Below are 13,480 nucleotides of genomic sequence, written 5' to 3'. Positions count from 1 at the left end.
GGTAAGCCGCAGGTCAACCTGCCGCCAACGCCGCGTGCAGCCGCGCACTCAGGTCCGCGTGATCGACACCCCGCCCTCCACGCGCATCGCGGTGCCGGTAACGAAACTGCTTTCGTCGCTGGCCAGGAACAGCGCCGCGTTGGCGATCTCCTCCGGCTCGGCCATGCGCTTCAGTGCGTGCAGCGAGCGCACGAAGTCGCGCGCATCGCCGGTCGGTGCCGCCTGCCGGCCCATCTCGGTATCGGTGCCACCGGGCAGCAGCACGTTGCTGCGCACGCCGCGCGCACCGTATTCGGCGGCGATCACCTGGCTCAGGCCGATCAACCCGGCCTTGCTCGACGCATAGGCCGCCATGCCGGGGAAGCCCACGGTGTGGCCGACAAAAGTGCCAACAAACACCAGCGAGCCGCCGCCGCGCGCCAGCAGTGCCGGCAACTGCGCACGTGCGGCATGGAACGCGGCATCCAGATTGGTCGCCATCACCTCGCGCCAGGCGTCCACCGGGAACTCCGCTGCCGGCACGCCCGGCCCGAGCATGCCGGCATTGTTGAGCGCGATGTCCAGGCCACCAAATGACTGCCGGGCCAGATCGACCAGTGCCGGGGCCGTGGCCGGATCCGCCACGTCGGCGGCATGCACCACCACCTCGCCGCCGGCGGCACGGATCTGCTCGGCCAGCGCCTGCAGCGGCTCCGGCCGCCGTGCGTTGAGCACCAGCTTCGCCCCTTCGGCGGCGAAGCGCAGCGCGCTGGCGCGGCCGATGCCGGCGCTGGCTCCGGTGATGAGGGCGATCTTGTTGTTCAGGCGCATGGTGGCAGTACCGGTTGTGAAGTGGCCGCCACGATGCCGCGCCTCTCCCCTGCCGACACTCCGTTTCCGGGCCTGGCCCGTCGGTGCAGGAAACGGAGTTTCCGCAGAACCGGCACGTGCCAGAATCCGGCCATGGACAGTACCGCCACCACCGCCTTCGATGCCCGCGTCGAACGGGTCTGCCGCCACCTTCAGGCGAGCCTCGACGAACCTTCGCTGCAGGAGCTGGCCGACATCGCCGGCTGCAGCCCGACGCGCCTGCATCGTATGTTCAAGCAGGCCACCGGGCTGACCCCCAAGCAATACGCCGCCGCGCTGCGCGCCGACCGCCTGCGCACCGGACTGGAACAACAGGAGCGCATCACCGATGCCTTCCACGATGCCGGCTTCGGTTCCAGTGGGCGCTTCTACGAGAACGCACCGAAGTTGCTGGGCATGACGCCCAAGCAATGGCGCGCAGGTGGTCGCGGCGAAGTCATCCACTTCGCGCTTGCCGAAAGCTCACTGGGCAGCGTGCTGGTGGCCAGCAGTGCCACCGGCGTGGTTGCGATCCTGCTCGGCGACGATCCGGAGACACTGCTGCAGTCATTGCAGCAACGCTTCCGCCAGGCCGAACTGGTCGGTGCCGACCAGGGCTATGAGCAACTGGTGGCACAGGTGGTAGGCCTGGTCGAGGATCCTTCGCGCGGCGCCACGCTGCCGCTGGATATCCGCGGCACCGCGTTCCAGCAACGGGTGTGGCAGGCACTGCAGCAGATTCCGCGCGGGCAGACCGCCTCATATGCGGATGTCGCCGCGCGCATCGGCGCCCCGCGCTCGAGCCGTGCGGTGGCCCGCGCATGCGCGAGCAACCCGCTGGCGGTGGCGGTGCCCTGCCACCGCGTGGTGCGCCGCGACGGCGACCTGTCCGGCTATGCGTGGGGCGTAGCGCGCAAGCGCGAACTGCTGCGCCGGGAAAAGGCCTCGACTGCCTGAAGCAGGTGCCGACCTTGATCGGCACGCTCAGCTTCCGGTAGGTGCCGACCTTGGTCGGCACGCCGCCAAGCCCTCAATCCAGCTTCACCACCAGCTTGCCGAAGTTGCGCCCCTGCAACAGCCCAAAGAACGCCTCCGGCGCATTCTCCAGCCCTTCCACCACATCCTCGCGGTACTGGATGCGACCTTCGCGCAGCCACTGCCGCATCTCGCGTTCGAAGTCCGGCCACAGGTGGTTGAAGTCGTGCACGATGAAACCACGCACGGTCAGGCGCTGGCGCAGGATCTGGCTGAACAGTGCGGGCAACCGGTCCGGGCCGGGCTGCTCGATGCCCCGCTCGTTGTAGGTGGCGATGGTGCCGCACACTGGAATGCGGGCGAAGTCGTTGAGCAGCGGCAGCACCGCATCCAGCACGTGCCCGCCCACGTTCTCGAAATACACGTCGATGCCCGCGGGCACCGCCGCGCGCAGCTGTTCGGCAAAGTCGGCCGCACGATGATCCAGCGCCACGTCCACGCCCAGCGTCTGCAGGTAGGCACGCTTGGCTTCGCCACCGGCGATGGCGACCACGCGCGCGCCCTGCAGCTTGGCCAGCTGGGCGACGGTCGCGCCCACCGGCCCGGTCGCGGCAGCCACCACCAGCGTCTCACCCGGCTTCAAACGGGCGATTTCGTGCAGGCTGGAATAGGCGGTGAAGCCGGGCATGCCATATACCCCCAGCGCGGTACTCAACGGCAGGCCGGCCGGATCCAGCCGACGCCCCAGCGCCTTGGCCGGCAGCACCGCATGGGTCTGCCAGCCACCCGGCGCCAGCACCAACTCACCTGTGGTTACGCCCTCGGCGTTCGACTGCAGCACCTCGGCCACGGTCTGCCCTTCCATCACCGCGCCCACCGCCACCGGCGCGGCGTACGACGGGCCCTCGTCCATGCGTCCACGCATGTACGGGTCCAGCGACAGGTAGCGGTTGCGCAGCAGCACTTCGCCATCCCCCAATGCCGGCAGCGCAGCCTGTTCCAGGCGGAAGTTGGCCGCGCTTGGTGCGCCCTGCGGACGCGAGGCCAGCACGATACGGGAGGTAGCGAGGGAATCGGACATGGTGACCGGCTCTGCTGTTGCCAGCATCAGGAAAGGAATGCCGACACTACGCTGCAACGATCGCCGGCAACGGCCATGAAAACAGCGTTCCATGGACCAGCGCGGCGCGGGTCCGGGCGCAGCCCTTGGCCTTGCAGCTTTGGCGATCGCGGCGATCTGCTGATTTCCACCGCAGACGATGATCGACTGACCACGCCCCCGTCCCACAACGGAGGATCAAGCACTTGCGAGCCCGCAGACGGCAATGTGAAGAAATCTTGGCAAAACGCTTGCCGAAGGCAGCCGACCTCCGTAATATACGCGTCCTTGGCAGCGACCTCGCTGCAACGAAACATGTGGCCGAGTAGCTCAGTTGGTAGAGCAGGGGATTGAAAATCCCCGTGTCGGCGGTTCGATTCCGTCTTCGGCCACCACTTTCGAAGGCCTGCAGAAATGCGGGTCTTTTTTTTCCGGAAACCGGGTTTGATCACGGTTGCCACACAATTTGGCCGAGTAGCTCAGTTGGTAGAGCAGGGGATTGAAAATCCCCGTGTCGGCGGTTCGATTCCGTCTTCGGCCACCATCTTCAGAGACCTGCAGAAATGCAGGTCTTTTTTTTTGCGTGCGGCCTGCCATCCACGCATGGCGTGGATCTACCTGGCGCTGGCCCCTTCCATGCCCTCGATCCATGCCGGGCCACCGCCGTCTGGTTGACGAAACATTTACACCGGTACCCGCCGCGGCACCTACGCTGCAGATTCCTGCCGGAGCCTGCCGATGCAATTGCGCCCCACCCTGCTCGCCTGCCTGCTGCTGGCCGCCGCCCCGGTGATTGCCGCCGAACCGCTGCGTGCAGTCGACACGCTGGACATCGACCGTTATGCAGGCCAATGGCACGAGATCGCTCACCTGCCGGTGTCATTCCAGAAGCAGTGCGTCGGCGAGATCACCGCCAACTACGGGCTGCGCCGCGATGGACGCATCAGTGTCACCAATGCCTGCCGCAACGCCAACGGAGAACGCGTGATCGCCGAAGGCGTTGCACGCCCGGTGGCTGGCCATCCCGGCCAACTGCAGGTGCGCTTCGTTCCGGACTGGCTGAGCTGGGTGCCACTGGTCTGGGCCGACTACTGGGTGTTGGCGCTGGACCCGGACTACCAGTGGGCCCTGGTCGGTGAACCGGACCGTAAGTACCTGTGGATCCTCTCGCGCCTGCCGGAAATGGATCGCGCCCGGTTCGAGCAGTTGAAGGAAAAAGCCGAAGCCATGGGCTACGACCTGCGCCCGCTGCGCCTGATGGCCCCGCTTCGCGATACGCCCGCCGATTGAGCCGCAGTTCAATCCGTACGCGCACCGTGCGCCCGAAGATCCAGCGCTGCGCACGCCCCGCCGCCATCTTCACGCGCTACCCTCTGCGACGGCTCGCCACAGGCGATCCAAACGACCATACGCCGTAGTATGCTTATTCCAACGCACCGCCTCCAGAGGACCTGCGCCCATGCTCCACCGCTTCCGTATCGCCTTGATCGTCCTGAGCACCCTCGCCCTTGCCGCCTGCGGCAACGGCATCGTCAAGCGTGTTTCGGAACCGGCGGCCAGCCTGCAGCAGCTGACCGTACGCGCCGACGGCAACTGGACCGTGGCCCTGCGCCTGCAGAACTACAGCTCCATGCCGATGACCTTCGATGACGTCTCGCTGGCACTGACCGTCGGCGACAGCGACGCCGGCACCCTGCAGGCCAAGCCCGGTATCTCCATCGGCGGCACCTCCGCGGATGTCATCAATGTCGACCTGGTGCCCAGTTCGGCCGCACGCCTGGTGGTGGCCGATGCACTGGCCGGCAACCGCACCCTGGCCTATGGCCTGAAGGGAACGGTCGCGGCCACGCCGCAGGAAAAGAAGCAGCGCAGCTTCGATATCAGCAGCCGCAGCACCCTCAACCAGGCCCCGGGCCTGCCGGGCGTGCTGCGCTGATTTCCACCTTCCGTCGCGGCGCCTGGCGCCGCTCTCCCCTGCCCTGATCAAATCGAGACGTACCGATGAGCAGCTACACCGCCCCGCTTTCCGACCTCCGTTTCGCCCTGCACGACGTGCTCAAGGTCGAACCCCTGTTCGCCCGCCTGGGCTTCACCGACGCCACCGCCGACGTGGTCGATGCCGTGCTGGAAGAAGCTGGCCGTTTCAGCGCCACCGTGCTGGCCCCGCTCAACAGCGTTGGCGATGAGATCGGCTGCGTGCTCGACCAGGCCACCGGTGAAGTGACCACCCCGCCCGGCTTCAAGCAGGCCTACGACCAGTTCGTCGATGGCGGCTGGACCGGCCTGACCGCCTCGCCGGAACTGGGTGGCCAGGGCCTGCCGCACACCCTTGGCGTGCCGCTCAACGAAATGATCAACGCCGCCAACCTGGCGTGGGGCAACTTCCCGCTGCTCTCGCACGGCGCCATCGAAGCGCTGAAGCAGCACGGCGAGGCCTGGCAGCACGAGGCCTTCCTCAAGCCGCTGATCGAGGGCCGCTGGACCGGCACCATGTGCCTGACCGAGCCGCACTGCGGTACCGACCTGGGCCTGCTGAAGACCAAGGCCGAGCCGAACGCCGATGGCAGCTACTCGATCACCGGCACCAAGATCTTCATCACCGCCGGCGAACACGACCTGACCGAAAACATCGTGCACCTGGTGCTGGCCAAGCTGCCCGACGCCCCTCCGGGCGCCAAGGGCATCTCGCTGTTCGTCACGCCCAAGTTCAAGGTCGACCGCGAGGGCAATGTCGGCGAGCGCAACGCACTGCGCTGCGGCTCGATCGAGCACAAGATGGGTATCAAGGGTTCGGTCACCTGCGTGATGAACTTCGACGGTGCGCAGGGTTACCTGGTCGGCCAGCCGCACAAGGGCCTGCAGGCCATGTTCACCATGATGAACACCGCGCGCCTGGGCGTCGGCCTTCAGGGCATCGGCCTGTCCGAGCGCGCTTACCAGAACGCACTGAAGTACAGCCGTGAACGCCTGCAGTCGCGTGCCCTGAGCGGTGCGAAATTCCCGGACAAGCCGGCCGACCCGATCCTGGTGCACCCGGATGTGCGCCGCATGCTGCTGACGGTGAAGTCGCTGGTCGAGGGCAGCCGCCTGCTGGCCCTGCACGCCGCCACCCTGATCGACGTTGCCCATCACGCCGAGGACGCCGCCGAGCGCGAGCGCGCCGATACCCTGGTGAGCTTCCTGACCCCGATCTCCAAGGCCTGCCAGACCGAATGGGGCATCGAGAACACCTACAACGCCCTGCAGTGCTTCGGTGGCCACGGCTATATCCGCGAACACGGCATGGAGCAGCTGGCCCGCGATGCGCGCATCACCACGCTGTATGAAGGCACCACTGGTATCCAGGCGCTGGACCTGATCGGCCGCAAGACCGCCTCCAGCCAGGGCGCCGGCCTGAAGCTGATGCTGGCCGAGATCGAAGCCTTCGCCAAGGAACACGAGGGCAACGAAGCGCTGGCCGAGTTCATCGGCCCGCTGCGCGCCAAGTCCGCCGAATGGGGCAAGCTGACCCTGGACGTGCTGCAGCGCGCGGCCGGCAATCCGGACGAACTGGGCGCAGCCAGCTACGACTACCTGTTCTATTCGGGCTACGTGGTGCTGGCCTACTGGTGGGCCCGCAGCGTGGCCGCCGCCGACGCCAGCGCGCACGGCGCCGCCTTCGCCAAGGGCAAGCGCGAAACCGCTCGCTTCTACTTCGCCCGTGTGCTGCCGCGCACCCTCAGCCACGCCGCCGCGATCCAGGCCGGCGCCGCCCCGCTGATGGCGATGGACGACGAGCGCTTCGGCGCCTGAGCCGGGCTGCCGCCCGGCACCCGCGGTAGTGCCGGCCGCTGGCCGGCAACCGCAATAGCTGGCTTCCTGCGGGATGGCGAGGTGGGTCCAATTGCGGGGGACGGCGCAAATACGTTCCTTTAGCCTCGATCGCGCCATCCATGGCGCTCACGCCCCCGCAACCGGACCCACCCCGCCTTCGACAGATTTCCGCTGCTGCAGATCCACGCCACGCGTGGATGAGAACCCCCTAAATCCCTCTGGAGAAGAGCCCCCTTTTGTTAAAGGGGGCGCGCCGACAGGCGCGGGGATTAGGAAGAATGCGCGGGCAACCCAGCGCGCCAACGGCGGGCTGGGTTGCTAAAGGGGGCGCACCGACAGGTGCGGGGGATTAGGAAGAATGCGCGGGCAACCCAGCGCGCCAACGGCGGGCTGGGTTGCTAAAGGGGGCGCGCCGACACGCGCGGGGATTAGGAGGAATGCGCGGACCTGAATCGTTGCGATTTGCGTATCGCCGACAGGCGATACACAAATCGTCAACATTCAGGTATAAGCTGTTCTCCCGATGGAGACAGACACTACACGCTTGGGTCTGATCGAAGCCGGAGCTCCGTTTTCTGCTCCGGGCGCCGAAGCATCGCCCAACGCCACGACGCTGCATCGCCCCGGTTCGGTCCGGCTGCTCTCGCTTGATGCCCACGGACGCGTACTGGACTGGATCACCTGGCAGGATGCGGCGTGCCTCTACGCCCGCGAAGCGGTGGCCTGGACGCTGGGCGATCCCTGCCTGCACATCCACGGCGGCACCAATCGCTTCAGCGGCCTGCAGAGCGGCATGGACCTGCACCCGATCATCGCCGCGCGCGGCCATGCCCGCTCCCGCGCGATCGACCCCACGCCGAACCTGACCAACCCGGCCCTGTTCGCCCGCGACGCCCACCTGTGCATGTACTGCGGCCAGCAGTTCAACCGCCCCACGCTCACCCGCGACCACGTCGTGCCACTGTCCAAGGGCGGCCTGGACTGCTGGGAAAACGTGGTCACCGCCTGTTTCCACTGCAACTCGCGCAAGAGCGACCGCACCCCGCAGCAGGCCGGAATGCCGCTGCTGGCCGTGCCCTACCGGCCCAGCTGGATCGAGCACCTGATCCTGTCCAACCGCAACATCCTGGCCGACCAGATGGCCTTCCTGAAGGCGCAATTGCCCAAGCGATCGAAACTGAGCACCTGAACGCCTGAAAATGCAACCCTCACCGTCCTGTCACGGACGGCGGCGTTTGCTTGCCCCACCCCCGTTTGAGGGCGAAAATGGGCATTCAGAAAAAGTGCGAACATGATGATCGACTCTGCCCGCTATCCCCGCCTCGCGCGCATCCAGACGCCGGATGACCTGCGCACGTTCGACGAATCCGAACTGAGGGCGGTTGCCGACGAACTGCGCGCCTACCTCATCGAATCGGTGGGCAAGAGCGGTGGCCACTTCGCCGCCGGCCTGGGCGTGATCGAACTCACCGTGGCCCTGCACTACCTGTACCAGACTCCGGTCGACCAGCTGGTCTGGGACGTCGGTCACCAGACCTACCCGCACAAGATCCTGACCGGGCGCCGCGACCAGATCCACACCGTCAAGCAGAAGGACGGCGTCGCGCCATTCCCGAAGCGCGAGGAGAGCGAATACGACACCTTTGGCGTCGGCCACTCCTCCACCTCGATCTCGGCGGCACTCGGCATGGCCATTGCCCGCCAGTCCGAAGGCGACGACCGCAAGATCGTGGCGGTGATCGGTGACGGTGCGATGACCGCCGGCATGGCCTTCGAAGCGCTGATGCACGCCGGCGGCATGGACCCGGAACCGAACCTGCTGGTGATCCTCAACGACAACAACATGTCGATCTCCGAGGCGGTCGGCGGCCTGACCAAGATGCTAGGCCGTGCCACCGGCAGCCGCACGCTCAATGCGCTGCGCGAAGGCGGCAAGAAGATCCTCGGTGACAAGAAGAACAACCCGGCGCGTTTCGTGAAGCGCTGGGAAGAACACTGGAAGGGCATGTTCGTGCCGTCCACGATGTTCGAGGAGATGGGCTTCCACTACACCGGCCCGATCGACGGCCACGACATGCCCGCCCTGCTGTCCACGCTGAAGACGCTGCGCGCCTCCAAGGGCCCGAAGCTGCTGCACGTGATGACCACCAAGGGCAAGGGCTACGAGCCGGCCGAAGGCGACCAGATCGGTTACCACGCCGTGGGCCCGTTCGATCCGGACAAGGGCCTGGTGGCCAAGGCCGGTGCCAAGAAGCCGACCTATACCGATGTGTTCAGCGACTGGCTGTGCGATGCCGCCGCCGCCGAGCCCCGCCTGTACGGCATCACCCCGGCGATGCGCGAAGGCTCCGGCCTGGTGCGTTTCAGCAAGGAATACCCGCAGCGCTATTTCGACGTGGCGATTGCCGAACAGCATGCGGTCACCCTCGCCGCCGGCATGGCCACTCAGGGTGGCAAGCCGGTGGTGGCGATCTACTCGACCTTCCTGCAGCGCGCGTACGACCAGCTGGTACATGACGTGGCGATCCAGGACCTGGACGTGCTGTTCGCGATCGATCGCGCCGGCGTGGTCGGCCCGGACGGTGCGACCCATGCCGGCAACCTCGACCTGAGCTTCCTGCGCTGCGTGCCCAACCTGGTGGTGATGGCACCGTCCAACGAAGCCGAGTGCCGGCAGATGCTCAGCACCGGCCTGCAGCACCCGGGCCCGGCCGCCGTGCGCTACCCGCGCGGCACCGGCACCGGCGTTGCAGCCGGCACCGACCTGTCCACCCTGCCGATCGGCAAGGGCGAACTGCGCCTGCAGGGCAGCCGCATTGCCCTGCTCGCCTTCGGCAGCACCGTGGCCGCCGCCGAGCAGGTCGGCCGCGAACTCGGCCTGAGCGTGGTCAACATGCGTTTCATCAAGCCGCTGGACCGCGAGCTGGTGCTGGCTGTCGCCGCCCAGCACGAGGGCCTGGTGACGATCGAAGACAACGTGGTGGCCGGTGGCGCCGGTTCAGGCGTCGGCGAGCTGCTCAATGCCGAAGGCGTGCTGCGCCCGATCCTGCACCTGGGCCTGCCCGACAGCTACCAGCACCATGCCAGCCGCGAGGACCTGCTGGCCGAAGCAGGTATCGACGCCGCGGGCATCCGTGCGGCCGTGCTCAAGCGTTGGCCGCAGCTGGCCACAGGTACCCCGCCGCTGAGCGCGGCGGGCTGAGACCGATTGCCACCCAGTGGATCCGCGCATGGCGTGGATAGCGGGGCCAGGAAACAGGACCTGGCCGGAAACCCCCGCCCTCAGCCGTAGCTGACCGCTTCCACGAAGGCGCCGCTGGCTTCCACGCGCACGGCAGCGCGCTGCCCGGTATCGACAAAGTGCAGGCGCGCCAGGGTTTCAGCGAAGTCGAACGCGCGGGCACCGTCGCGGAAATCGATCGGCTCCGGCCGGTCCGGATGCAGCACGCGCCATTGGCGCTGTTCGCATTGCAGGCGGATCAACATGCGGCTCACTCCTTGAGGCAGCGTATCGACGGTAGCGGGACATTCCTGCCGATCACGGCAGGCATCGTCGCAACAGATCAGGGACACACAGAGATGCCCTGATCGCAGAAGATACGGCAATTCAAAATGTGAGCTGTATCAGATTTTTCTGATTTTAGAGGGGCACGCTCAGTTCACCTGGAACTGTGCCCGGCAGCCGTCGCTGACCCAGATGCCACGACGATCCCAGCCCCAGGTCTGGCCCTCGATGCAGGCACTGCGCGAATCCTGGCGAACCAGGCGCACGCCGCGGCGGATGCGGGCGTCGCAGTACTCCTGGCGATGCCCATTGGAATGACAGGTGATCACCTCACCGCCGCCCCAACCGTTGCCGTTGCCGTTGCCCCAGCCCCCCCCATTGCCCCAGCCACCGCCACGACGGTACTCGCCGACGAACTCGGCGCGGCAGCCCTGGGTCACCCAGACGCCATAGCGCGACTGGCCCCAGGTCTCACCTTCCACGCACGGCGAGCCGGACAACTGGCGGATCATCCGCGCGCGGCCCTCCAGACGGCACTCGTTGCTACGGTTCTTGATCGACTCGCAGCGCACGATGCCGCTGCCTTCGCGGCCACCGTAGCGGTCGTCGTCATAGCCGTAGCCATAGCTCTGCGCCTGGGCGCTACCCGCCGCCAGCATCGGCAGCAGGGTGCAGGCCAGGGTACGCCAGGTGAGTGCCTTGCCCATCGAGATCTCCAGATGAATACGATGGCGCAAGCATCCGGGATTCGCGGCACGGCGCACAGGGGGGCGCGTGACGCCGGTTTTTCCCCATTCAAACAACGCAACCGTAGCTGACTGCACCGCAACGACCGGCGTCAGTCTCCTACGTGCAGGGCATCCACCGCGCTGCCGAGCGCCTCGACCCGCACCGTGCTGCGCTGGCCGGTGCGACGGTGGTGCTCGAGGGCCCGCGCCGCGGCGACATCGAAAGCCTCGGCGCCCCGCGCATATCGGGTTGCGTCATGCACCTGCGGATCCAGCACGGACCAGTGCCGGGCGTTGCGTTGAACGGTAATGACCATGAGGGGCTCCTGCGGATGGAAGGATGCGACGGCAGGCGGACGGTCCACGTGCCGGTACACCTTCAGGCTAGCGATCACCTCAGGGGTAGCCCATCAGATTTGTACGAAAATGCCGCGCCCTCCGGTCAGCCCTTTGCCTGCCCTCACATCCCTGAGTCCATTTAGCCTGTTCATTCCGTGATTCTTGTCACGGAGTCAGCCGGGCTTCACACTACCGTCATCAACAGGGGCCCCTTCCACATGCGCACCTTCTTCTCGCAGCAGCGTTGGACGCTGCTGAAGTTCTATTTCGTGGCCAGCTACCTCGTGCTGATCGAGGAACTGATCCGCGCCGCCATGCACTGAGCGCTTGCTGCAGGGCTATTTGCGACAGACACTGTCGCTTTAGGCACGGAGCCCGCCCGATGAAAGCGCTTCTTCTGATTCCAGCCCTGCTGGTGCTGTCCGCCTGTGCCAACCAGCATCAGGCCGCTGCGCGTGCCGATACGGCGGCCACTTCGCCTGCCACGCCGAAGGTCGGTGGCGACCGCGATGCCCACGGTTGCATCGGTTCGGCCGGCTACCAGTGGTGCGAGCACAGCCAGCGTTGCGAACGTCCGTGGGAACTGGCGCAGGCACAGGGCCTGGCCAACACCGCCGAAGCCATCGATGCCTACTGCGCGAAGCCGGCCAGCCCGGCGCGCAAGTGAGTCGCGCCGCCCATGGCTGAGCTGAGTCCGCTCCCCACCCTGGCCCCAGGCCGCTACCGCCACTTCAAGGGCGGCGAGTACGAAGTGCTCGACATCGTCCGCAGCAGCGAGACCCTGCAGCCGATGGTGCTGTACCGCGCGCTGTATGGCGAAGGTGGCCTGTGGGTACGCCCGTACGCCATGTTCGTCGAGCAGGTGCCCGGCGAGCACGGACCGCAACCGCGTTTCGCCCGCGTCGACGCATGAGGGTTCCGCTGCCGGCCATGGCCGGCAGCGCGCGGTAACGCGGCGGGCCTGCGTTACAATCGTACCGTCCAGTCGGTTTCTTCCCGCCATGTCCGCATCCCCCTCCCGTTCGCGCCGCAAGGCGCCCGACAGCGTGCGCCAGTCACTGCTGCAGGCCACCATTGAAGTGATCGGCCGTAACGGCCTGGCCGCGCTGACCGTGCAGGACGTCGCGCAGGCCGCCGGTGTCAGCAAGGGTGCGTTGTTCCATCACTTCAGCAGCAAGCAGGTGCTGGTGGATGAAGCCATCGGAGCGCTGATTGGAGAATTCGAAACGCGCGTGCGCGCCCTGCTGCAGGAAAACCCCGAAGGCCATGGCCGTTTCAGCCGCGCCTATGTGCAGGCCAACTTCGAGCATCTGCTGCAGCAGGAGCAGGACAACGACATCGGCCTGACCTTGGGCAACCTGATGGAACCGGGCCTGCTTGCGCACTGGCGCAACTGGAAGCGCGCGATGCTGGCCGAGTTCCCTGGCGAAGCCGGCGACCCACGGCTGTACGCGGCGCGCTGCGCTGCCGATGGCTACTGGGCCACGGCCTATGGGCGTCCGCTGGACGAGGAAGAACGTGCCAATGCATTGGCCATGGCCGAACAGGCCCTGAAACTGTGCGACCCGCAGTGAGCTGGAGCGCTCGATGAATCCCTACCTCTACCTTGCCGCTGCCATCGTGCTGGAAGTGATTGCCACATCACTGCTGAAGGCATCCGACGGCATGAGCCGGCTGGCGCCGACACTGGGCGCACTGGTCGGCTACGGGCTGTGCTTCTACCTGCTGTCGATGACCATGAAGTCGATCCCGACCGGCATCGCCTACGCAATCTGGTCCGGCGTCGGCATCGTGCTGATCTCACTGATCGGGCTGGCGGTGTTCAAGCAGCGCCTGGATGCACCGGCGTTGACCGGCATCGGCCTGATCTGCGCCGGCGTACTGGTGATCAACCTGTTCTCGCGCAGCAGCGCGCACTGAGCACGCTGCTGCGCGATCAACGCTAGCTGACCTTCTTCGCTACGGTCATGCCGAGCAGGAACAGCACCACGGCGATGATGATGCCGGCCCAGAACAGGAACTTGGCGATACCGACCGCGGCACCGGCAATGCCACCGAAGCCGAGCACGCCTGCGATCACACCGATGACGGCGAAGATGATGGCCCACTTGATCATGTCAAACCTTTCCCTGCGGGGACTGCGTACTGGATGATCAGGCTAGGCCGTGGCCGATGCGGCAATCGTGAACAGGC

General features: G+C 66.6%; 16 protein-coding genes and 2 tRNA genes. 12 read left to right on the top strand and 6 right to left on the bottom strand.

The features are described 5' to 3' along the window. Nucleotides 1-48 precede the first annotated feature (48 nt). A complete protein-coding gene (locus tag AC5P78_RS01490) occupies nt 49-810 on the bottom strand; it encodes an SDR family oxidoreductase (RefSeq protein WP_049395563.1) in 762 nt (253 codons plus the stop codon). Between the two features lie 132 nt (nt 811-942). Here AC5P78_RS01490 and AC5P78_RS01485 point away from each other — a divergent pair, with 132 nt between their 5' ends. After that, nucleotides 943-1,785, top strand: a complete 843-nt coding sequence (locus tag AC5P78_RS01485) for a bifunctional transcriptional activator/DNA repair enzyme AdaA (protein WP_049395564.1) — start codon at nt 943-945, stop codon at nt 1,783-1,785. 73 nt (nt 1,786-1,858) lie between these two features. On the opposite strand, the gene curA is transcribed toward AC5P78_RS01485, so the two are convergent. Then, entirely contained in the window at nt 1,859-2,884 is a 1,026-nt protein-coding gene (gene curA, locus AC5P78_RS01480) for an NADPH-dependent curcumin/dihydrocurcumin reductase (RefSeq protein WP_012480862.1), read from the bottom strand. Between the two features lie 337 nt (nt 2,885-3,221). Between curA and AC5P78_RS01475 the strand changes: the two genes are divergently transcribed. The 7 genes from AC5P78_RS01475 (at nt 3,222) to dxs (ending at nt 9,917) form a co-directional block, all read left to right on the top strand. Next, nucleotides 3,222-3,297: transfer RNA gene (locus tag AC5P78_RS01475), tRNA-Phe, on the top strand. Between the two features lie 73 nt (nt 3,298-3,370). After that, nucleotides 3,371-3,446 (top strand) — tRNA-Phe (locus tag AC5P78_RS01470). A gap of 194 nt (nt 3,447-3,640) precedes the next feature. Further along, nucleotides 3,641-4,192: a lipocalin family protein gene (locus AC5P78_RS01465; protein WP_049395302.1), complete on the top strand. Its 552-nt coding sequence runs from the start codon at nt 3,641-3,643 to the stop codon at nt 4,190-4,192. Between the two features lie 169 nt (nt 4,193-4,361). After that, nucleotides 4,362-4,838, top strand: coding sequence for an LEA/WHy family protein (locus AC5P78_RS01460; protein WP_049395301.1), 477 nt, complete (start codon nt 4,362-4,364; stop codon nt 4,836-4,838). A 65-nt stretch (nt 4,839-4,903) separates the two neighbouring features. Then, on the top strand, nt 4,904-6,694 hold the full coding sequence (locus AC5P78_RS01455; RefSeq protein WP_049395300.1) for an acyl-CoA dehydrogenase C-terminal domain-containing protein: 1,791 nt from the start codon (nt 4,904-4,906) through the stop codon (nt 6,692-6,694). A 544-nt stretch (nt 6,695-7,238) separates the two neighbouring features. After that, nucleotides 7,239-7,904: an HNH endonuclease gene (locus tag AC5P78_RS01450; RefSeq protein WP_005410414.1), complete on the top strand. Its 666-nt coding sequence runs from the start codon at nt 7,239-7,241 to the stop codon at nt 7,902-7,904. 105 nt (nt 7,905-8,009) lie between these two features. Beyond that, entirely contained in the window at nt 8,010-9,917 is a 1,908-nt protein-coding gene (gene dxs, locus AC5P78_RS01445) for a 1-deoxy-D-xylulose-5-phosphate synthase (protein ID WP_032964317.1), read from the top strand. Between the two features lie 80 nt (nt 9,918-9,997). Here dxs and AC5P78_RS01440 read toward each other — a convergent pair whose 3' ends face one another. From AC5P78_RS01440 to AC5P78_RS01430, 3 genes are all read right to left on the bottom strand, one after another. Continuing rightward, entirely contained in the window at nt 9,998-10,201 is a 204-nt protein-coding gene (locus AC5P78_RS01440; RefSeq protein WP_005410416.1) for a hypothetical protein, read from the bottom strand. A gap of 168 nt (nt 10,202-10,369) precedes the next feature. Next, nucleotides 10,370-10,927: a DUF3011 domain-containing protein gene (locus tag AC5P78_RS01435; RefSeq protein ID WP_049397303.1), complete on the bottom strand. Its 558-nt coding sequence runs from the start codon at nt 10,925-10,927 to the stop codon at nt 10,370-10,372. Between the two features lie 131 nt (nt 10,928-11,058). Beyond that, a complete protein-coding gene (locus AC5P78_RS01430) occupies nt 11,059-11,265 on the bottom strand; it encodes a hypothetical protein (RefSeq protein WP_005410418.1) in 207 nt (68 codons plus the stop codon). Between the two features lie 404 nt (nt 11,266-11,669). Here AC5P78_RS01430 and AC5P78_RS01425 point away from each other — a divergent pair, with 404 nt between their 5' ends. From AC5P78_RS01425 to AC5P78_RS01410, 4 genes are all read left to right on the top strand, one after another. Beyond that, nucleotides 11,670-11,954 (top strand): hypothetical protein, encoded by a 285-nt coding sequence (locus tag AC5P78_RS01425; RefSeq protein ID WP_005410420.1) that lies wholly within the window; start codon nt 11,670-11,672, stop codon nt 11,952-11,954. Between the two features lie 12 nt (nt 11,955-11,966). Beyond that, nucleotides 11,967-12,200, top strand: coding sequence for a DUF1653 domain-containing protein (locus AC5P78_RS01420; protein WP_005410421.1), 234 nt, complete (start codon nt 11,967-11,969; stop codon nt 12,198-12,200). Between the two features lie 88 nt (nt 12,201-12,288). Then, a complete protein-coding gene (locus AC5P78_RS01415) occupies nt 12,289-12,861 on the top strand; it encodes a TetR/AcrR family transcriptional regulator (RefSeq protein WP_138969933.1) in 573 nt (190 codons plus the stop codon). A 13-nt stretch (nt 12,862-12,874) separates the two neighbouring features. Beyond that, nucleotides 12,875-13,207 carry an SMR family transporter gene (locus tag AC5P78_RS01410; RefSeq protein ID WP_138969934.1) on the top strand — a complete coding sequence of 111 codons (333 nt, stop codon included), beginning with the start codon at nt 12,875-12,877 and terminating at the stop codon, nt 13,205-13,207. Between the two features lie 22 nt (nt 13,208-13,229). Here AC5P78_RS01410 and AC5P78_RS01405 read toward each other — a convergent pair whose 3' ends face one another. After that, nucleotides 13,230-13,403 (bottom strand): DUF1328 domain-containing protein, encoded by a 174-nt coding sequence (locus AC5P78_RS01405; RefSeq protein WP_005410424.1) that lies wholly within the window; start codon nt 13,401-13,403, stop codon nt 13,230-13,232. Between the last annotated feature and the right edge of the window lie 77 nt (nt 13,404-13,480).

Source organism: Stenotrophomonas sp. YJH_SMC_133, assembly GCF_059370655.1.
The sequence above is the reverse complement of the archived record's forward strand: the minus strand, read 5'-3'. Positions and strand labels throughout refer to the sequence as shown.